22 protein-coding genes and 1 tRNA gene are annotated in these 21061 nt (G+C 42.7%); 9 read left to right on the plus strand and 14 right to left on the minus strand.

Going from position 1 to position 21061, the window contains the following annotated elements; genetic code table 11:
- Nucleotides 1-11 precede the first annotated feature (11 nt).
- From flgG to AC0VYG_RS18570, 8 genes are all read right to left on the minus strand, one after another.
- Nucleotides 12-797: a flagellar basal-body rod protein FlgG gene (flgG, locus tag AC0VYG_RS18535; protein WP_475429391.1), complete on the minus strand. Its 786-nt coding sequence runs from the start codon at nt 795-797 to the stop codon at nt 12-14.
- Nucleotides 798-865: 68 nt separating this feature from the next.
- Nucleotides 866-1606 (minus strand): flagellar basal-body rod protein FlgF, encoded by a 741-nt coding sequence (gene flgF, locus AC0VYG_RS18540; RefSeq protein ID WP_475429392.1) that lies wholly within the window; start codon nt 1604-1606, stop codon nt 866-868.
- Nucleotides 1607-1794: 188 nt separating this feature from the next.
- Entirely contained in the window at nt 1795-3495 is a 1701-nt protein-coding gene (locus tag AC0VYG_RS18545) for a flagellar hook-basal body complex protein (RefSeq protein ID WP_475429393.1), read from the minus strand.
- Between the two features lie 12 nt (nt 3496-3507).
- Nucleotides 3508-4263: a flagellar hook assembly protein FlgD gene (locus tag AC0VYG_RS18550; RefSeq protein ID WP_475429394.1), complete on the minus strand. Its 756-nt coding sequence runs from the start codon at nt 4261-4263 to the stop codon at nt 3508-3510.
- 9 nt (nt 4264-4272) lie between these two features.
- On the minus strand, nt 4273-4725 hold the full coding sequence (flgC, locus tag AC0VYG_RS18555; RefSeq protein ID WP_475429395.1) for a flagellar basal body rod protein FlgC: 453 nt from the start codon (nt 4723-4725) through the stop codon (nt 4273-4275).
- 5 nt (nt 4726-4730) lie between these two features.
- A complete protein-coding gene (flgB, locus tag AC0VYG_RS18560; RefSeq protein WP_475429396.1) occupies nt 4731-5126 on the minus strand; it encodes a flagellar basal body rod protein FlgB in 396 nt (131 codons plus the stop codon).
- 283 nt (nt 5127-5409) lie between these two features.
- Complete coding sequence (locus tag AC0VYG_RS18565) at nt 5410-6240, minus strand: CheR family methyltransferase (protein ID WP_475429397.1); 831 nt, start codon at nt 6238-6240, stop codon at nt 5410-5412.
- 74 nt (nt 6241-6314) lie between these two features.
- Nucleotides 6315-7247: a chemotaxis protein CheV gene (locus AC0VYG_RS18570; protein ID WP_475429398.1), complete on the minus strand. Its 933-nt coding sequence runs from the start codon at nt 7245-7247 to the stop codon at nt 6315-6317.
- 172 nt (nt 7248-7419) lie between these two features.
- Between AC0VYG_RS18570 and flgA the strand changes: the two genes are divergently transcribed.
- From flgA to AC0VYG_RS18600, 6 genes are all read left to right on the plus strand, one after another.
- Nucleotides 7420-8112 (plus strand): flagellar basal body P-ring formation chaperone FlgA, encoded by a 693-nt coding sequence (gene flgA, locus AC0VYG_RS18575; RefSeq protein WP_475429399.1) that lies wholly within the window; start codon nt 7420-7422, stop codon nt 8110-8112.
- Nucleotides 8113-8228: 116 nt separating this feature from the next.
- Complete coding sequence (gene flgM, locus AC0VYG_RS18580) at nt 8229-8543, plus strand: flagellar biosynthesis anti-sigma factor FlgM (protein WP_475429400.1); 315 nt, start codon at nt 8229-8231, stop codon at nt 8541-8543.
- A gap of 40 nt (nt 8544-8583) precedes the next feature.
- Entirely contained in the window at nt 8584-9063 is a 480-nt protein-coding gene (locus tag AC0VYG_RS18585) for a flagella synthesis protein FlgN (RefSeq protein WP_475429401.1), read from the plus strand.
- Nucleotides 9064-9512: 449 nt separating this feature from the next.
- Complete coding sequence (locus tag AC0VYG_RS18590; protein WP_475429402.1) at nt 9513-10529, plus strand: helix-turn-helix domain-containing protein; 1017 nt, start codon at nt 9513-9515, stop codon at nt 10527-10529.
- Between the two features lie 232 nt (nt 10530-10761).
- Complete coding sequence (locus tag AC0VYG_RS18595) at nt 10762-12183, plus strand: APC family permease (RefSeq protein ID WP_475429403.1); 1422 nt, start codon at nt 10762-10764, stop codon at nt 12181-12183.
- 177 nt (nt 12184-12360) lie between these two features.
- A tRNA-Arg gene (locus tag AC0VYG_RS18600) sits at nt 12361-12436 on the plus strand.
- A 142-nt stretch (nt 12437-12578) separates the two neighbouring features.
- On the opposite strand, the gene AC0VYG_RS18605 is transcribed toward AC0VYG_RS18600, so the two are convergent.
- Genes AC0VYG_RS18605 through AC0VYG_RS18620 form a run of 4 tightly spaced genes read right to left on the minus strand, consistent with a single transcriptional unit; the run spans nt 12579 to nt 15488 of the window.
- Nucleotides 12579-12986 (minus strand): OsmC family protein, encoded by a 408-nt coding sequence (locus tag AC0VYG_RS18605; RefSeq protein WP_475429404.1) that lies wholly within the window; start codon nt 12984-12986, stop codon nt 12579-12581.
- Between the two features lie 37 nt (nt 12987-13023).
- A complete protein-coding gene (gene trpC, locus AC0VYG_RS18610) occupies nt 13024-13836 on the minus strand; it encodes an indole-3-glycerol phosphate synthase TrpC (RefSeq protein WP_475429405.1) in 813 nt (270 codons plus the stop codon).
- A gap of 35 nt (nt 13837-13871) precedes the next feature.
- A complete protein-coding gene (gene trpD, locus AC0VYG_RS18615; RefSeq protein ID WP_475429406.1) occupies nt 13872-14900 on the minus strand; it encodes an anthranilate phosphoribosyltransferase in 1029 nt (342 codons plus the stop codon).
- Between the two features lie 9 nt (nt 14901-14909).
- Nucleotides 14910-15488: an aminodeoxychorismate/anthranilate synthase component II gene (locus AC0VYG_RS18620; protein ID WP_475429407.1), complete on the minus strand. Its 579-nt coding sequence runs from the start codon at nt 15486-15488 to the stop codon at nt 14910-14912.
- Nucleotides 15489-15798: 310 nt separating this feature from the next.
- Between AC0VYG_RS18620 and AC0VYG_RS18625 the strand changes: the two genes are divergently transcribed.
- Both AC0VYG_RS18625 and AC0VYG_RS18630 read left to right on the plus strand, forming a co-directional pair.
- Nucleotides 15799-17130 carry a magnesium transporter gene (locus tag AC0VYG_RS18625; protein ID WP_475429408.1) on the plus strand — a complete coding sequence of 444 codons (1332 nt, stop codon included), beginning with the start codon at nt 15799-15801 and terminating at the stop codon, nt 17128-17130.
- A 72-nt stretch (nt 17131-17202) separates the two neighbouring features.
- Nucleotides 17203-18375 carry a mechanosensitive ion channel family protein gene (locus AC0VYG_RS18630; protein WP_475429409.1) on the plus strand — a complete coding sequence of 391 codons (1173 nt, stop codon included), beginning with the start codon at nt 17203-17205 and terminating at the stop codon, nt 18373-18375.
- Nucleotides 18376-18470: 95 nt separating this feature from the next.
- Here the strand turns inward: AC0VYG_RS18630 and AC0VYG_RS18635 are convergent, their stop codons facing one another.
- Both AC0VYG_RS18635 and rpe read right to left on the minus strand, forming a co-directional pair.
- Nucleotides 18471-19151: a phosphoglycolate phosphatase gene (locus tag AC0VYG_RS18635; RefSeq protein ID WP_475429410.1), complete on the minus strand. Its 681-nt coding sequence runs from the start codon at nt 19149-19151 to the stop codon at nt 18471-18473.
- Entirely contained in the window at nt 19151-19822 is a 672-nt protein-coding gene (gene rpe / locus AC0VYG_RS18640; RefSeq protein WP_475429411.1) for a ribulose-phosphate 3-epimerase, read from the minus strand. Before rpe ends, AC0VYG_RS18635 begins: the two co-directional genes overlap by 1 nt.
- Before the next feature lie 137 nt (nt 19823-19959).
- Between rpe and AC0VYG_RS18645 the strand changes: the two genes are divergently transcribed.
- On the plus strand, nt 19960-21057 hold the full coding sequence (locus tag AC0VYG_RS18645; protein WP_475429412.1) for a DUF3530 family protein: 1098 nt from the start codon (nt 19960-19962) through the stop codon (nt 21055-21057).
- Nucleotides 21058-21061: the final 4 nt, after the last annotated feature.

Genomic DNA, 21061 nt, shown 5'->3' on the forward strand with positions numbered 1-21061 from the left:
ATCCACTTATCCTAGAGCTGCTGAATAGCAAAGCTCATCATACCATCAGCAGAAGAAATGACTTTAGAATTCATTTCATAAGCGCGTTGTGTCGTAATCATATTCACCAACTCTTCAATCGAGTTGACATTAGACGCTTCCAACATACCTTGCCCAAGAGAACCGAGTGAGTCAGTACCTGGCGCTCCCACAATTGGTGGTCCACTGGCATTGGTTTCAGTGTAGAGGTTCCCGCCAATAGCATCCAACCCAGTTGGATTAACAAAGCCGGCTAAATTAATTACGCCAACTTGCTGCATATCCGTCACGCCTTTTTTTTGTACTGAGACCACCCCGTCCTTAGCTATATTAATGCTCGTCACATCCGGATCGATTTGAATAGGTGGCTGCACGACTAGCCCATTTGCTGTAACAAGTTGTCCTGTACTACTCAGTTGAAGACTACCATCACGTGTGTAAGCCATCGTGCCATCAGGCTGTAAAACCTGCAAAAAACCTTTTCCTTGAATAGCAACATCCAGCTTTCGGCCTGTCACGTTAAAATCCCCATTAGAAAAGTCTTTTTGAGTGGCATCCACTTTCACCCCTGTCCCTAACTGCAATCCAGATGGCAGTTCGGCATTTTGAGCACTGAGGCCACCTGGCGCTCGCTCCGTTTTGTACATCAGATCTTCAAACACGGCTCGGTCTTTTTTAAACGCCGTGGTGGAGACGTTCGCCAGGTTGTTAGATATTACATTCAGTTGTTTGTCCATGGCCGTTAAGCCGGTTTTACTTACCCAAAGTGCTGAGTTCATATAAGCCTCTTTGCAAATTTAATAACGCAACAGCAATCGATCAACGAAAATAATTAGCGCGAAAACGATTATGCTCTTTGTAAAATTCTCGAAGACGCAGCACTGTCTTCCCGAATGGTATTCATCATTTTAATATTCATTTCAAAGCGACGAGACAAATCCATAATGTGCGTCATTTCTTCCACCGCATTCACATTGCTCCCTTCCACAAAACCAGAAGCAACCTGCGTATTTACGTCCTGATTAAACACTTGTCCATCTTTACTGTGAATCAAGCCATCTTCACCTTTACGCAAATCATCAGGGTCAGGATTCACCAACTTAAGCTGACCAATAACAGCTACCTGGTTCGCAGCTCCCCCTTGTGGAATAATCGAAATGGAGCCATCTGAGGTAATCGTAAGACTCTGCAAAGGCGGTAAAAAAATGGGACCATTCACCCCTGCGACAGGTAACCCGGTGCCCGTTACCAATTGCCCGGCGGCATTAATTTGCAGGTTGCCAGCTCGGGTGTAAGCTTCTTGTCCTTTTGAGTCGTAAACGGTTAAAAAGCCTTTGCCTTTGATTGCCACATCTAGGTTACGCCCTGTTTGAATCATACTGCCTGGGGTAAAACGCGTACCTGGATTCTCCGTCATGGCATAGACACGGCTTGGATAGTATTCTCCGTAAACCTGCATCGCTCGCGCCTGCTCAAAGTCTGCGCGGAACCCTGTCGTGTTAACATTTGCTAAGTTATTCGCGTGAATGGTTTGGGCGTTCATTGTTTCAACACCACCACTCATTGCTAGATACAACGCTCTATCCATTACACCCTCTCGTTACGCTTTTTTACCATCTAATCACTTACAATCAAGAATCATACCAAGTTTCAGAAAATATCTAACTCATTGATATATAAGGATTTAATTAAAAACCCATCAAAAATAAGCAAACATAAGGCAAAAAAAAGCCGAAGTGGGCAACCACTCCGGCCAGGAACATCTCTTTTATCTCACTAACGCAAATTAATGATGGTTTGCGTGACCGTATTTTCCGTCTCTAACGTTTTACTGTTTGCCTGATAGTTACGTTGCGCTTCAATCAGAGCAACCAATTCAGAGGTAAGATCCACATTGGACTGCTCTAATGCTCCTCCTTGGATTCCCCCCAAGGTACCACTATTAGGTCGGCCAACATTCGCCTGACCAGAATTAGAACTTGCTACCCAAGAGGTATCACCCGCTGGCGTCAGACCATCTACGTTATCGAATGACGCTAAAGCAATCTGACCAAGAACGGACGTTTGCTGATTGGTATAAGTAGCTTTTAAGTTACCATCACGATCAAACGAAACCCCTTGCAACTCACCAGCAGTATAGCCATTTTGCTCAAAGTTATCGGTACTCGCCAAAGCAAACTGAGTCGACCCTGCAAGGTCAATAGGCATAATGGAATCACGATTCGTCGGATCAAAGCCAGTAATTTGTAGGTTAACAGGTTGTGGTGTCCCAAAAGGAGGAATCCCTTGAAACGTGCCTTGATATTTACCCGTGGCATCGAACTTCACCATACTGTCTTTTGGTAAGAATGACTTTTCTTTGCCCGTAATTGGATCGGTATAGGTTTCCTTCCCATCTACCGTCGCTCTCACTTCATACGTGTTATTTTCACCTTGTTGAATAAAGTAATAACCCAAGGTGTGAGTCTGCCCTAACGAATCGTAAATGTTCTTAGTATTACCATAACTGTATGACTTCGGATTATTCGGATCAAATGCAGGTCGCGCCACTTGTTTAGGTTCACGCAACTCCGTTGGCGTCAAGCCAGCAGTAATAGCCACCCCACCTAATGTGCCACTGACGGTTAGCGGTGTTTGCGCCATAGAGGCGATTTTCGCCGTTGTTGGCTCGGTATTTCCCAAATATAAAAGCTGAAAAGGCTTTTCTTTAATCCCATCACCGTTGTAATCCGTATTGCCTTCGGCACTATTGAAGGTCGCGTAGGTGGGCGGCAAAAAAGCAGCCCCAGCATCGTCTTTGGTTTTACCGTCTACCGTCGCATAAACACGATAAGTATCAGGATCCTTACCTTTTGCATAATAGTAACTGATAATATGATTGTTACCATTCGCATCGGTTACCGTTTGGGTTTGAGTATAATCATAAGTATCTGGGTTTTTGGGATCAAACTCGGCACGAATATAAGGTGGAACATCTTCACCTTCTGAGTTTAAATTTAATTTAAGCTTTACATCTGACGTTGCTTTAGGAGGGATTCGCTCAGTAGGTACAACCAAATCCTCTAAATTACCGCCTAAAATACCATTCTTCGCGTTGTAGCCTTGTACTTTTTGGCCAGTATTCGTCACCAAATTGCCATTGGCATCCAATTTAAAATCACCCGCACGAGTGTAAGCTTGGGTACCATCTGGCTGTTTGATTACAAAAAAACCTGTACCATCCACAGCCAAGTCTAAATTGTTATCTGTGTATTTCAAATTACCAGAAGAAAATTCTTGCGCAACTTTAGATACCCCCACCCCCGAACCAATGGAGTTATTACTGCCTGCCCCTAACACATTGGTACTATATAGATCATCAAACTCGACACGAGACTTTTTAAAACCTGTTGTATCCGCGTTAGCGATGTTGTTACCTGTTACATCCAAGTAATCAGCGGATGCCTTGATGCCTGATAACGCTGTATTAAATCCCATAATCTGCTCCGGTTAACCTAATATTTCCAATTTGTTAGTCAGTTTAATCTTTCCATGATTCTCGACATTTAACATAGTACCGTCTTTGCCATTAATCGTTACGCCCTGAATACGAGCGGGTAATTGAATAGGCATAGCAGCTACTTGACCTTTCTTGTTGACTGATGAAGCGGCAAAATGATATTCGCCAGGTGGCAATTCTTTACCTTTATCGTCTTTCCTATCCCACTTAACATCGTTTTCTGTCAATTTCTGCGTACGAACCAACTTATTATTGGCGTCGAAAATCTTTAGCTCTGCGGAAGTTGAGCCCTTGGGGATATCTGTTTTAAGATCAATAGAGTGCTGAGAATCACTTACTGAAAGTTTATTTCCAGGCATCAATAACGACTTCCCCACTAAACTCGAAGCACCAATCGCCTGATTGGATGTAAGAGCCGTTGTCATATTCTTGAGTTGGTCTGAAATACCCGATAACTTTTCCAAAGAACTAAACTCTGACATCTGGGCTACCATGTCATTAGTGTCTTGCGGAGCGGTTGGGTCTTGATTTTTAAGCTGTTGAATATACAGCTTTAAAAATACGTTTTTATCCGCCAACCCTTTCGTCGGATCTTTCTTTGGGTCTTTTATATTATGAGCATCAGCGGCAGCAGGGTCTTTTACACTCCCCTTATGCTCACTTTTCTTCAAACTCGCTTTCGCACCATCTGTGCCGTACTGAGCAATCAGGTTTTTTAAACCATTGTTATCAGATATATTTGCCATACATCACCCCTATGATGACTGTCCAAGCGTGAGCATCTTTTGCATCATGCTTTTAGCTGAATTCATAATATCGACATTCGTTTGAAAAGAACGCGATGCAGACATCATATCCGCCATTTCTTCAATCGGATTAACATTTGGGTAATAGACATACCCTTTCGCATTCGCCATTGGATTATCCGGCTCATACCTTGGCTTAAGCGGTGCTGAGGATTCCACGATGCCATCAACTTTGACACCCACTCCCGCTCCACTATCATCATCTGTAGTATCACCCCAACCATTGTCCTTCATGGAGTTGACCATCATTTCAGAGAAAACAGGCTTACGGGCTCGATACGTTTGATCTGCTGAGCTTGCCGCACTATCAACGTTCGCCATATTACTCGCTACTGTATTTAAGCGAATGGTCTGGGCACTCATTGCAGACCCTGCGATATTAAAAATATTACCTAAAGACATACTGATTAATTCCCGCTAAGCGCTTTTTTCATGCCACTGATTTTTCTATCCAAAAACATAAAACTGGTATCAAATTGCAAAGAGTTCTTAGCGTATTCTGCTTTTTCTCTTTGCATATCAACCGTGTTGCCATCCAAAGAGGGCTGACTTGGATTGCGATACAAAAGGCCATTATCGCCGTCGCCAAATTCACTCACACCATTTATATGTCGCTTATTATCTACCGCTAAATACAGTTTGTTTTTCTCATTGTTAAACATGGAGTCGAAAGTAATGTCTCTGGCTTTGTAATTTGGCGTATCCGCATTCGCAATATTATTTGCCAATACAGCAGCGCGAGCACTGCGAAACTCCAGCATTTTGTCATGCCCTGCAAATGCTTTTTCAAATGATATAGCCATGCTTCTCTCTTCATACAATGATCAAACGTATAAAGTAAAAAGCAATAATAATGCCAAATTAAAAAATACTTTAAAATCAATTGATTATGAATTTTTTATTGGTAATCGGCAAAAAGCGGCAACGTAACAAAATCCATAAAGGCGAGGCCCCACGAAGAGGAAGAAGACATGAACGCAAAAGGCTCCTCTTGGCGTAACGGCAAGAGGAGCCTTGAAAGGTCGCTTTCAAAGAGGAGACTAACATACGGCCTCTTTACTGCAACAAAGTCATAATAATTTGTTGTTATTTCGCTCTATAAACAATCCCTGGATGGCATTGGACAATCTCAAACAAATCGGATAAACCACTTAAGGCTTCAGAACCACCGAGAAACAGGTAACCGCCAGGATTCAAAGAAGCATGCATTCGCCTCAAGATATCCATCTTCAAATCTGCGGTAAAATAAATCAGCACATTACGACAAAAGATGACATCAAATTTGCCAAGTCCTGAAAATGAATCAATCAAATTTAAGTAGCGAAAATCAATACGTGCACTTAAAGAAGGTTTCACCTTCCATGTAGTATTGTTAATTTTATCGAAATACTTGCGTTGCATATCATCACCCAGACCACGGGCAATGGCTAAGCTATCATACTCACCTTGTTTAGCATGCTGTAAAATATTGGTACAAATATCGGTCGCAACAATCTTTTCACCTGGCCTTAACACACCAGGACGAGACGCTTTGAACTCCTCTATTACCATACTAATGGAGTAAGGTTCTTGTCCTGTTGAAGAAGCAGCCGACCATATTTTCAGAGGCGACTTCGTCATTTCAGGCAGAATTTTTTCTTTCAGAATTTTAAACGGATGAGAGTCACGAAACCATAAGGTTTCATTGGTCGTCATCGCGTTAATCACTTCTTCTTTTAATTTTGTACTTCCGGCACGTTCAAGAACATCAACTAACTGCTCTATCTTACTAAAATTTTCTCTTTCTAAGATCTTCCCTAATCGACTTGCCACTAAGTACTGTTTATTATCACTTAATGAAATGCCACATACTTTTTGAAGAAAATCTCGAAACCTTAAATAGCCGTTTGGTGTTATTGCATTCGTACTACTGAGCATTAGAACTCCTAAAACAGCAGCTAAAAGGATCAGACACAGCGTCAAAAATCATCAGAGTCACATCACACTTGCACTCAGTCATCGGATTGAATCTTGACCGTTTCGATCGCTAAGCGTGCTAGCTCATCAGGTTGGAACTTAGCCAAAAAGCCATCCGCTCCGACTTTTTTTACCATGGCCTCATTAAACACACCGCTTAACGATGTATGGAGTAGAATAAACAAATCTTGTAAACGGCTGTCATTACGAATGGCCGTGGTTAGCGTATAACCATCCATCTCAGGCATCTCAATATCAGAGATAACCATCGCAAATTCTTTCGTCACATCCGCGCCATCCGCCACCATACCTTGAAGATAATTCAGAGCTTCACGACCATCATTCAAAACCGTTGTAGCAAAACCCACTTGCTCCATACAGCGCTTAATCTGCTTACGAGCAACAGAGGAGTCATCTACGATCAAAATATGATGCTGCTTCGCATTACTTTGGATACCAGCGTTAATGATACCATCCGTAATATCCTGACGGGTTGGTGCAACCTCAGACAAAATTTGTTCCACATCAATAATTTCAACCATTTCTTTGTCAACCTGACAAACAGCGGTTAAGTAATTGTCATTAGATAAGCCTTTTGGGGGTGGCTGAATATCGCTCCAATTCATATTGACAATACGCTCAACACCGCGCACCAAAAACCCTTGAATACGACGGTTATATTCTGTGATGATGACAAAACATTGGGCAATGTTTTCAATCGGGCTAGCCCCTGTCGCCAGCCCCAGATCTAAAATAGGAATGGTGCCACCACGAATATGAGCCACACCTCGAACAACAGGACTACTGTGGGGCATGGAAGTTAGCTTAGGACACTGCAATACTTCTTTCACTTTAAACACGTTAATGCCATATATTTGCTTGCCATTTAAGCGAAAGAGCAGCAATTCCAGGCGGTTCTCCCCAACAAGTTGGGTACGCTGATTAACGCTATCGAGAACACTGGCCATAAAGCCTCCTATGTGTATTCGTAAATTCAGTATTCACTGAAACTAATTAATATTAAAATATATTCTCAATGATAGAGTGATTTTTGCTATTTTACTAATACCTTATAGTAACTCAATGTACTTAATGCATTAACTAAGAACGTACTCACTACTAAACTAAAGAGAGTAGACCATGCGACTAATAAGGCTAATGTTAGCCTTCTCTTGCCTTCAGGCCAGCACTACGTTTGCTTTGTCAATAGAAGATCAAGTTCAGAACTACATCAATAACGTTGAAATTCCTCGTCTATCAGGAAATTACCCTGATGCGTCGGTGTCCATTACCCTCAACAACAAAATCTCGCTTAGTTACCTGCCAACTTGCAAAGACAAACACATTCAAATAAAAAATCAGCGACCTAGTGCATCCAAACGCACCACCTACTCAATTAGCTGCAACCATCCAATGTGGAAGTCCTACCTCCCCGTCACTCAGAGCATTTTAATCCCTGCTTTTAAAACGCTCGAACCCATTAATAGAGGACAAGCTTTCACCAAACAGAATATTGGCATTGGCAACGTGGATTTAACCAATTTACGAGGTCAAGTATATACCCCCCAAAACCCACCTTATGGTCTTGTTGCTTCCAGAAATTTGCGCATCAACACCTTTATTTCTGATAACGTCACCCAAAAGCCCACCCTTATAAAAAAAGGCCATCAAGTCCTCATTACGGCCCAGAGTGGCAACATCACAGTTAAAATGAACGGTATTGCCCTGCAAAATGGCGTCGAAGGTCAACAAATACGAGTTAAAAATACCAGCTCAGGTAGAATAATATATGCAAAAGTTGTAACGGACAGTGAGGTTCTTGTAAACTACTGACTATTCTTTGGTCTATTTCGGTTTTTTATATCGACTTTTACGCAAAGTTTAACTAAAGTCTTACGAGCAATGGTCGTTAACAGAGACAGATAAATTATTTAAGGCGGTAAACCCCCATGGCAATACACTTTACAGGGTTATCCAATCAAAGCAGCGTCACGAAAAACGAGCGTGCCACGAAAGACGATGCGAATAAACACTCTGTTGATACCTCGTCGAACCCAAGTTCTAATAACTTAATGGCTGCGGATACAGTCAAACTCAGCGGGACGGCAAAAACACTGAAACATCAAGAATCACGCATTAATAGTATGCCTGAAATTGACCAGGAAAAGGTAGATCGTATCAAAAACGACCTAGCCTCTGGCAATTATAAAATAGATACACAGAAGCTTGCTCACAACATGGCTTCTATGGACTCATTGTTCTAGACTATAAGGCATCCTCTTATAGTCTAGCTCGGTCAATTTTATGATCCCTATCGAACCGGTTTTTATCAGAAGTAAAGAAATCCTCACAGAGCTCGTGATGCTTCTAGATAACGAGCGCTCAGCATATGGCCAACTAGACAACCAATCGATTGTTCAAATAGCGGAACAGAAAAGAGCATTGCTCGATGAAATGAGCATGCTGAATGAGCGCCGACTCAATATTTTGATTAAATTTAATATCTTGGACAGAGACAATCCCCTAGAAGACGACTTTAAGACTTGGCTTAAAGAGCAAGACAGCTCTATGGATGATACACGTTTACTGATATCTGAATGTGAAACACTGCTAAGTAAGTGCAAAACCAAAAATCAAACCAACGCCCGCATCCTTCACACCCTACAAAAACGTAACAAGCACCTTTTCGAGTTATTGCAAGGCCACAGTAGTAAAAATAAAGTGTACACAGCAAGAGGCTCAACCCAACCTGTAAGCAGTAAGCACACCTTAGGCCGTGCCTAAACATTACAGCCTATCTACAAAATCATCTATTTAACAATGTGATAAAGTGCACCTAAAAATGGGTAAAAAAGAAACGAAAATGCCCTTTCATAAAGCATATATTGGAAAATATGCACAAAATATAAACAACACTGACTTATATCAAAAAAATATATATTTCTCAAAATATGAGAACAAGATATTTTTTATCGCTAAAATTACTTACAGCTTTCACAAAAATCTTAGTTTTTTTCAACTTCAAAACCCCTGTAAAACCAATGATTAAACAACTATCTAGAATATAGTGGTTTATCCACCACCCTTTCATCTTCATCGTTCAGTCTTGTCTGTCAGCACAAAAAAACATACTTCCTTACATGCTCTTCATCTTCTCTTATAGAATCCATTGGCCTGTATTTTGCTTTGTTTACACAACAACACAATATAGTGATGAAAAAGAGGTAATGTCTATGGTGGCGGAACATCTTACTAACGGCTTTCGTAGTGAATCAGGTATTCATGAAATAACAGCACACAGTCAGATCCTAAGAGAGTGCCATCTCAATTATGAACAACTTTCGACAGGCCAGTTTGAGGGCTCTCTTAAAGAACTTTGGCTGGAAGGCATACAAATTTACGAAGAGAGTCTATCGAGATCCGTTTTTCAGTATGGTGAGTCCAGAAAAAACTCACTAAGCTTTTCAGTATTTAATCAACTCGACAGTGAGGCCCGTTGGCTAGGAAAGCCTATCCAAAAAGATGATGTATCTTGGTGTGGTTTTCAAGAAGAGCTGATGCTACAAACGCCAGAGAACTGTAGCTTACTCGTCGTTAGCGTACCCGAGGAACTCCTCTCTGACTTAACAGACAACCCCTACCCTAAAGTTGGAGCACTCACCAACAAAACTCTTGTTCAAGGTTTCAAGCATGAGTTTAATTCGATCCTCTCTAACATGAGCCAACATTCGTTATTGTTTAATCAACCTGCCGCCATCAAACAATTTAAAAGTGACATGCGAGAATTGGTGATGCTGCTTTTTCAAGCTCAAGAAAAAAGCCCTGAAAAAAGAAATATCTCACGGCAAAAAGCACAGCAAATTGTTTGTCAGGCTAGAAAAATTGTCTTAGAACACCCTGAAACCTCCCTAAACGTCGATGAGCTTTGTAAGATTTCACACACTTCTCGTCGAGCGTTACAAAACTGTTTTTTAAGAGTGACAGGCCAAAGCCCTGCGACTTTTTTAAAAAACATACGGCTCAACGCCGTTAGACGAAGCATGTTAAATGATCCCTATGACAATATTTGCAACATTGCGTCACAATGGGGGTTTTGGCACCTTTCTCAATTTACTTGTGACTACAAACGCCTATTTGGAGAACTACCATCACAAACATTGAGTGCACTTCGCTTCGCTCACAAAACGCATCAATCATCACCTACAGAAAGAAGTAGCCTAACAAACAGTCTCGACAACACCCTCATTTAATTTGTGACACATCCTGAGCCATTTCTTACTCACTAAAATGGACTTTACTACCACATAAAAGTCTTATTTTACGACACTAAAAAAGCGAAACGAGACCACAAAATAAAAATAATATTCTCATTTTATGATAATTATATTCATTTTAAAGAAAAAGTGCCGATTCTTGATAACACACTTTCTCGCCACTAAATAGACTGAATATATCCATCATAATTAGAAATAGGAACACGCAATGGAACATCCTAAATTGAAAAAAGAGAGCCTAGGGCTCTGGTCAGTCGTTTTTTTCGTTATTGCTGCAGCCTCACCTTTGACGGGTGCTGTTGGCGCCCTACCTATTGCTTTTATGGCAGGAAATGGTCCTGGTATTCCTGGCATTTATGTCGTTGCGGGAATTTTACTGATGCTATTTAGCTTTGGTTTTATTGCCATGAGCCGTCACGTTGTCAACTCAGGAGCGTTCTACTCATACATAAGTAAGGGGTTAGGCCCGTCGATTGGCTTAGGTGGGTTCTCCATCGCGATGCTAGCCTACTTATCCATGGTTTTTGCTGTGAGTTCTCTATTTGGTTTTTTTGCTAGCATTTTCTTATCTAGCAATTTCGGCATTGACGTTCCTTGGTGGGTATTAGCCGTCGCGAATCAGGTTATCGTGGTCATACTAGGCATTGCCAAAGTGGAAATTGGGGGGCGAATTCTTGGTATTCTAATGCTTCTTGAAGTGGCCATCATCCTATTAGTTGACTTCGCCATCGTTAAACAACCCGTTACCATGGAATTCTCGTCTTTTTCACCCTCTGTTATATTTTCAGGCAATGCAGGTGTTGGACTCATATTTGCCATCTGTTCTTTTATCGGGTTTGAAGCCTCTGCCATTTATTCAGAGGAATGCAAAACACCGGAAAAAACCATCCCCCGAGCCACTCTTGTTGCCGTCACTGTGATCACTATATTTTATGCCTTCACAGCATGGGCAATTGTTCAGTATTTAGGTGCGGCCAACGTCGGTGCCGTGGCAGCGAAAGACCCTGGCATGTTTATTTATAATATGGCCGATAAATTGCTCGGCGGCTGGTCAAGTCAAGTCATGTCTGTTTTGCTGATCACAAGTTTATTTGCCGCGACTCAGGCCTTTCATAATACGCTTGCTCGTTACCTATTTTCGTTAAGCCGTGATGGTTTATGCTGGTCTAAGTTTTCAACTTTACACAAAAAATACCATACACCTTATATTGCCAGCCTCGTCCAAGGCGTCGTAATAATAGGAGGTCTACTTTTGTTCGTCGCAATCGGCCTTGACCCAATGGCAAATATTTTTGCATGGTCATCGGCTCTTGGTGCCATGGCAATCTTAGTTCTACAATGTGCTGTTTCCCTTGCCGTGATTGCATTTTTCATGAGAAACCCTTCTTTAGAAGCTTCTCTTTGGAGTCGCTTAATTGCCCCTATAATGGCCGCAATAGGAATGGTCATTTCACTCTATATGGTTATCAACAACCTTGATGTATTAAGTGGCTCTAACTCACCTGTGGTCTCGGTATTACCGTACTTAGTGGTCGCCTTTGCTGTTGGGGGCTTTTTCACCGCCAAATGGCTACATAAAGCAAACCCAGAACGATTTGCTAACATGGCCAAAGTGGTAGAAACCCTGTAACGCTTTCACCCACCGCTGTTCCTCCCTTATGGACGCGTCATTACTAATCAATGCCGCGTCCATTTTTTTACCGATATAGAAAGATTTATAAAAGGTAAAAACATTTATAAATCAATGTTTTTTCTTTCATAAATTTGAGTTCGAGACAAAAATCAGGTATAAACTCCCATACAAAATGTCCCCTTAGTTCAGTAGGATAGAACGAGGACCTCCTAAGTCTTAAACGTGAGTTCGAATCTCGCAGGGGACACCAAGCTATCTCATTTTTCTACCGCACTAAGGTAGAAAATCGAAGACAAAAAAAGAGCGACCATTGGTCGCTTTTTTTGGTGTTAAACACAGCCTAATCAGTCATAGCAGCACGCTAGGTTTTCATAGTCCTATGCGTAAACCTCTTACTCCGCTTCAACCACTTCAAAACTGTGAACAATCTTCACTCCGCCTTTTTCCAACATCAAAGATGCAGAGCAATACTCTTCTGCCGACAATTTTACCGCTCGTTCAACAACACTTTCTTTTATGCCATGGCCTGTAACCACAAAGTGCACACGGATCTCAGTAAAGACGGCAGGCACAGCGTCCGCACGATCGGCATCAATATGTGCCACACAAGAAACAACGTCTTGACGAGACTTTTTAAGAATATTCACCACATCATAGGATGTGCATCCACCCAACCCCGCGAGCAATAACTCCATAGGACGAGCGCCAGCCGTTTGATTACCATCAATCTCTAGTGTATGACCAGAGCCCGTATTGGCGGTAAAATGCACATCTTCTTTCCAAACCACACTTGTTTTCATGCTTTTCTCTCAATTTATCTCACACAGGTCAGAATACTTATTTAAAAAGCTCTGCCAACTTATCGCCAGGTTCATCAGCTCGCATAAAAGCTTCACCAACCAAAAAAGCATGAACATCATGATCACGCATTAACGCTACATCTTCACGAGTATGGATCCCACTTTCAGTGACGATCAAACGATTACTCGGCACACCTTTTATTAATTCCAAAGTATGATCTAAGGTCAGTTCAAAGGTATGCAAATCACGGTTATTAATCCCTAATAACTCTGTTTCAGTGTAGTTAAGCGCTAGCTCTAACTCAGCCTGATTATGCACTTCCACCAGCACATCCATACCAAGCTCTCTTGCTAGGGTATCCAAAGACCGTAACTTTTCACCGTCTAGGCAGGCGGCGATTAACAGCACACAATCAGCCCCAATAGAACGCGCCTCAAGGATTTGATACTCATCCACCAAAAAATCTTTACGGATCGTAGGTAAGCGACAGGCAGCACGCGCCTCAACCAAATAATCTTCATGGCCCATAAAAAAGTCATGATCGGTCAAAACAGACAAACAGGCAGCACCACCTTTCTCATAGGAACGAGCAATTTGTGCAGGTTGAAAATCCTCACGTATCACGCCCTTACTAGGTGACGCTTTTTTCACCTCAGCAATCACTCCCGCTTTACCCTCAGCAATTTTCTGACGTAATGCGTTAGCAAAACCACGGGCAGGGTTATGCACATTGGCAACTGACGCAGCCACTTCCAAGTCCGCATAAGACGTATGTTTTTTTCGCTCTTCAATTTCCTCGTATTTACGAGACACAATCTTTCTTAAAATAGTCGGTGTTTCAGCTTTCATAATAAACTAATCCTCTCGCTATCACGCTTGCCTCATTACTTCATAAAGTAGCGAGTAAAGCTCGCCAATTCAGACATTTTAATTTTTGCCAACCCACCACCAATCATATCTTCCGCCATCGACACACCTTCTTGTAGGTTATCAGCAACACCACAAACGTAAATCGCGGCTCCCGCATTAATCGCAACAATATCGCGAGCGGGATTGACCTTACCCTTACCATCTAATGCCGCTTTTACAAGCGCTAAGCTTTCTTCAGCGTCTCTTGCTTGAACAGAATCTAATGATTGCAAAGGAATACCAAAGGCTTCCGGCGTAATGATGTATTCGCTGATCTCGCCATCCTTCAGTTCAGCTACATGAGTGGGAGCTGCAATACTGATCTCATCCAAACCATCCTCCGAATGAACCGCCATAACATGCTGACTTCCCAAGGCTTTAAGCACTTCCGCAATCGGCCGAACCAAGTCTTTAGAGAAAACGCCTATTACCTGATTCTTCGCATTCGCAGGGTTAGTTAAGGGCCCCAATAAATTAAAAATCGTTCGAGTGGCCATTTCTTTTCTTGGGCCAACAGCATGCTTCATCGCCGTATGGTGGTGGGGTGCAAACATAAAGCCAAGACCGATCTCACGAATACAACGGGCAACTTGCTCAGCATCTAAATCTAAATAAATACCCGCCTGTTCCAATACATCTGCACTACCCGACTTGGAGGACACTGAGCGACCTCCATGTTTAGCCACATTGCCGCCTGCTGCGGCCACAACGAATGCCGCTGCCGTAGAAACATTAAATAAATTTCCACCATCGCCGCCTGTGCCACAGGTATCAACCACATTATCTAGAGAAATATCCACTTTAGTAGACAGCTCACGCATCACTTGCGCCGCTGCGGTAATTTCAGCGACGGTTTCACCTTTCATTCGAAGGCCAATCAAAAAACCGCCAATTTGCGCAGGCGTCGTCATCCCAGTCATAATATCGCGCATAACAAGGCGCATTTCATCGCCCGTTAGGTCTTGACGATTAACAACCGCTGCAATTGCTTTTTGGATATCCACCCAACTCTCCTATCGTGTCAAAAAATTTGCTAACAAGGCATGCCCAGCCTCGGTTAGTATGGATTCAGGATGAAATTGCACCCCTTCAATGGGCAAGGTCTTATGACGTATTCCCATAATTTCTTCACGTTCACCTGCCTCATTTTGCGTCCATGCTGTCACCTCAAGACAATCAGGCAATGACAATTTATCGATAACTAAAGAATGATAGCGTGTTGCGACCTGTGGGTTTGGAACCCCAGAAAACACAGAGGTATCATTGTGATAAATAAAAGATGTCTTACCGTGCATGACATTTTTAGCACGAATCACGTCCCCACCAAAGACCTGACCAATACTTTGATGACCTAAGCAAATACCTAAAATAGGAATTTTACCTGAAAATGCCCGAATTGCCGCCATCGAAATGCCCGCTTCATTAGGAGTACAAGGCCCTGGAGAAATCACTAAGTGACTTGGTGCTAACTCAGCCATTTCTTCCACTGTGATTTCATCATTACGATACACCAGTACATCCGTGCCTAACTCACGAAAATATTGCACAAGGTTGTACGTGAAGGAGTCATAATTATCAATCATCAACAACATAGACATTCAATACTTAATTTTGATGACGTTGAGCCAACATCATTGTTTAAACAACCCCACCTCTGCCTCATCCTTTTTCGGTATTGCTCGAAAATGAAGGGAGAAATAAGCGGTAAGAAAGGCGGATTCTATCAAAACCTGCCTATCTTGGCTCACTTTTGCGTTAAGATTTCCATTAGTTGAATATCATGCCATAGCGCTGCCATCTCTTTGCAAAAAGTACACAAGAAACCTCCTCCCGTTTGAACCTATCCCAGTTATACTGCACACTCATTACTTAGTTGCTATGTTGATTCGTTAAGGACTCTTTGTGCACAGCCAAGTTTCAGATTTAATTGAACTTTTAATTCAAGAAGGACACTCTTCCGAATCCGTTGGCAAAGCCATGCGCGAACTAACGCCAGATGATGTTGCCTTAGCCCTTGAGTCAATTCCGCTCGCCCAACGAACCCAAGCCTGGCAAAGCATTAAACAAGCAAATCGTTTGGATATCTTGGTTGAAATGCGCGGCGAGTCTCGACAACTCTTATTAAGAGAGTTAGATGATGCCGATATAGAGCACTTATTTGCGGATGCCGAAGCAGAAGATTTACTCGAAATCGCCGACTCTCTGCCTGATCACTTAGTCGATCTCGCACTCAGTCAAATGGATTCCAAACAACGTGAGTACTACCAACAAGGTATCGTTTACGATGATGAGTTGGTCGGACGCTGGATGGATCATGAATTACTCATTATTTCTCAAAGTACACGAGTCTCTGAGGCCATGCGCCTATTAAAAAAAGAGACGCCGAATTACACGGAAATGATCTATTTAGTGAACCGTACTGGCCGCTGGGTTGGTTGTGTTCCCTTTGACAAACTGTTCAAAGCACAAAGTCACGAGCCTGTCTCCAGTCTAATGGATGAAGATTGTCCTTTTATTTTAGATACAACGGATCTAATAAAAGCGGCTGAGCAGCTAGAACGCTCGGGCTTATCTGCATTACCGGTTGTCAATGAACATCAAGTACTACTGGGTCGTCTCCATGCAGGGTTAGCGCTGGAATCTTTGCGACTTGAAAACGAAGCACAACAGATGTCAACGGCCGGTTTAAATGAAGAATCGGATCTATTTGCACCAGTCAAACGCAGTGCTGGAACGCGAGGTATTTGGCTGGGCATTAATTTATTAACGGCTTTTCTTGCCTCGTCTTTTATCGGGTTATTTGAGGCCACCTTGCAACAAGTCGTAGCATTAGCCGTCTTGATGCCTATTGTCGCTTCAATGGGCGGCATTGCTGGCAGCCAAACACTTACGCTTATTGTGCGTGGTCTGGCTTTAGGACAGATAACCCGAAGCAACTTCAAATCCTTGTTATTAAAAGAACTTAAAGTCGGTGGATTAAATGGCGTCCTTTGGGCCATCGTCATTGGGCTTGTCACACTGTGGTGGTTTGACAATCCAATGCTTGGCATAGTGATTGGATTAGCCATCATCATTAACATCATCATGGCGGCATTTTCAGGCGTTGTCATTCCGGTGTTATTAGATACGTTTAAAATCGATCCGGCCCTCTCGGGATCCGTCATTTTAACCACTGTGACCGACATTGCGGGATTTGTTGCTTTCTTAGGACTTGGCACCATTTTACTGCTTTAACCGTTAACACTTTAAGTGTATGGCTTATGCCCTTGCCATTATGCGAACACGATTTTTAAAAGGAAAAACACCATGACTTGGCATACTTTACAGACCTATTTTGGCTTAGGTGATTCAAACATGCATTGGGTAGTGCGCGTTTTTATCGCCGTGCTGATCACTTTGTTTTTAAACTTTATAGTGACCAAAATTCTTGGGCATATCGAACACAAAATGGAAAAAACCAAAACGCCATGGGACAACGTGCTAATCAATGCCGCACAAAAACCCATTGGTATGTTTATTTGGCTAGCGGGCTTATCGATTGCGGCCGAAATTTCGGGGACTGAAATCGATGAGAAACTTTCCTCTTTGATATCTTCCATACGCGCCGTCGGTGTAATTGCTATTATCACCTGGTTTGTTTTACGCCTTATCAAAGAAGCCGAAAACACGCTTACCACGTCTTCAAAGGTAAAAAGAAAAGTCGATTACACCACCGCTAGCGCCATCAGCAAGCTACTACGAGCTTCGGTCCTCATTACCGCCTTATTGGTAATTCTACAGTCCCTTGGCTACAGCATTTCTGGGGTACTCGCCTTCGGTGGCCTCGGGGGGATTGCCGTTGGCTTTGCCGCCAAAGATTTATTAACTAATTTCTTTGGTGGTTTAGTAGTCTACCTCGTCCGACCCTTTGCCGTCGGCGATTGGATCCGTTCACCCGATAAAAACATCGAAGGAACAGTGGAGAACATCGGCTGGCTCCAAACCAGTATTCGTACTTTTGACAAACGCCCACTTTACGTCCCCAATTCCACTTTTTCGACCATCTCGGTGGAGAATCCATCGAGAATGTCTCACCGCCGTATTAATGAGACGATTGGAGTTCGCTATGATGATTTCAGCCAACTCCCTCAGATCATTGCCAGCATTAAAGAAATGGTAAGCCAACATCAAGATTTAGATACCAATGAAACCTTCATGGTCAACTTTAACGAGTTTGGGGGATCTTCATTGAATTTTTTTATCTATGCGTTTACCAAAACCGTCGACTGGAAAACCTATCACGATGTGAAACAGGACGTACTATTCAAAGCGATGGAGATTATCGGAGAGTATGGTGCTGAAGTGTCCTTCCCAACCACGACCTTGCATATAGCACCTGATAGCCAGATGACGTTAGTTAAGCCACCCAAAGAAGACAAGAGCGCCTCTCAAAACGAGTACAAATCAGAAGGAAGCGAAAAAGACTCACCACGTCAATAATGATGACACCATCAGCCGCTGTTGACATAAAACAATGCCAAGCAAGTCGCTTGGCATTGTTGTTTTTGACGTAATAATAAGCTTCTTTATTCGGGTCAAATTAGCAATTCTGCTAAGTCATCTATTACCGCATCTGCTCCGAGCGACACAAGATCAACACCTTGATGGTAACCATACGTGACCAGTGCACAACGAAAACCTGCGTTACTTGCAGCTCGATAATCGGTAATCGAATCGCCAATCATTAAGCAGTTTTCAGGTTTCGCCTCAATGGCATCACTACAATGCAGCAAAGGCATGGCAGAGGGTTTATGTTCTTCTAAGGTATCGCCACCAAGAAACCAAGCAAAATGCTCAGTAAGTTCAAAACGATCTAAAATGGGCTTAATAAAACCACTCGGTTTATTGGTAACCAGAGCGATAGGTACATTTTGATGTTTAAAGGCTTTGAGTAAGGCTTTTACATTGGGATAAAGTTGCGTGTTATCGGCCACATGAGCATGATAATGTTGCAAAAACGCTTTATAAGCTTCTTCGTAATGATCACGATCGAGTCCTGCCCAATCTAACGCTTGCTCTATCAATTTACTCGAGCCAAAGCCAACCCAACCACGCACTCGCTCTTCACCTGCGGCATCAGCACCTAATAGGGTTAAAGCGGCATCAACCGCCCCAGTGATATCAGGCACACTGTCAACCAAGGTGCCATCAAGATCAAGGCAGACTAATTCCGGCCAGCCATCAAACCAAGCCTTAAAATACTTTGGTGTTTTCATTAGCGTACTCTCGCTAATTCAGCGCGCATATTACCAATCACGGCTTGGTAGTCGTCTTTACCAAAAATGGCCGACCCTGCCACAAACGTATCCGCTCCAGCTTGAGCCACTTCGGCAATGTTTTTCTCACTAATCCCCCCGTCCACTTCTAAACGGATGTTATAGCCACTGGCATCGATTAATGCCCGCGCCTCACGGATTTTATCTAATGTTGAAGGGATAAAAGATTGGCCACCAAAACCTGGGTTGACCGACATTAAAAGAACCATATCGATCTTATCCATCACATGCTTCAAGTCATTCAATGGCGTGGCAGGGTTAAAAACCAATCCCGCCTTGCAGCCACCATCTTTAATCATCTGCAAGGAGCGATCAATGTGTTCACTTGCTTGAGGATGGAAGGTAATACTAGAGGCTCCAGCCTTAATGAACTCCTCAATCATACGATCAACAGGTTTGACCATCAGGTGAACATCAATATCAGCTGTCACACCGTGATGACGTAGTGCTTTACAGACCATTGGCCCTATCGTTAAATTAGGGACGTAATGATTATCCATCACGTCAAAGTGAATCATGTCAGCCCCTGCCTCTAATACCTTTTCCACTTCTTCGCCTAAACAAGCAAAGTCAGCGGAAAGAATAGATGGGGCAATGATAAAATCATTCATATCTGGCTCCAGCAATGACAGAATAGAAAACAGTAGGACTTAAGCACGATGTAACAAACTCACTATCCATCGAGCGTAAGGGCACACAGTAAAAGGCCATCCATTCTAACAAGGCAAGAGACATAAGTATTGAAACAATGAAGAAAAATATTTACCCATTGCGGATTCTTGTATCGACCATAATGATCTTATTATCATCGAACCTATTCGCTGCTGAAGATGCCAAGACCAGTAAAGCGAACCCAACAGCCACGCCAGCGACGACCAAACAAGGGGCACAGCCAACAAAAAATAATACCGATAACACGACCACAGACACGAAAAGGGTCATGCCAACGCCCCAGGAAAATCGCATCAAAGCATTGGAAAACCGTTTAAAACAAAATCAACAAGCTCATCAGATCAATATTCTTAGTGCCGATAACACTCCGTTTTTAACCCTCTATCAAGAGTCACAAACTCGCGACACAGAGGGTTGTGTGATTTTACTACCTTCCGATAACGAACACCCGGATTGGCCAACCGTAATCGCCCCCCTTAGAAACGCGCTCCCGCAGTACAGTTGGTGCACTATTTCAATGGAAATTCCAGATATTACGCCACGTGTCAACGCCATTACCGCCTTTCCAGAGCCACCGTTTCCAACCACAAGTTCTAACACATCAAACACCGACGCCACGGCGACCAACAGCAATACCAATGATAATGCGAAAAACAAGAGCGAGTTGCCCAATCAGAAAGTGGTGTTTGACCGCTTACAAGCCGTTATAACAGAAGCAAAACAAAAAGGTGCCAAGCAAATTGTACTCGTTGGTTACGGAACGGGGGCCGCTTATGCCATGGCTTATCTTGCGACGAACCCCAAAGCAGCAAACGCCCTAGCGATTATTAACGTAGACACAGCGGCCCCCATCACCGATTACCAATTAGCCCAGAAAATACGTCAAATCAATATGCCTATATTAGACTACTACTACGGACAGTCCATGGCTCTCAAGCGTTTCGCCCTCTGGCGAAAACAGGCGGCCAATAAAAGATCAGACAACAATCTGAACTATGTACAAATGGATGCATTAGCCGAAACCAAAAGATCCATGGATGGAAGGCTGATACTTATTCAATATGTTCGCGGTTTTTTAAAACAAAATACCCAGCAAAAGGAACAATTAAAAACCCTACCAGATTATGATAAAGGGCTTTTTTATAAAGATCCTAGTGACGATGAAACCGAATAATAAT

Source organism: Marinomonas sp. 63XJN7_7_ISO-PGPR-S23-202 (genome assembly GCF_056173505.1).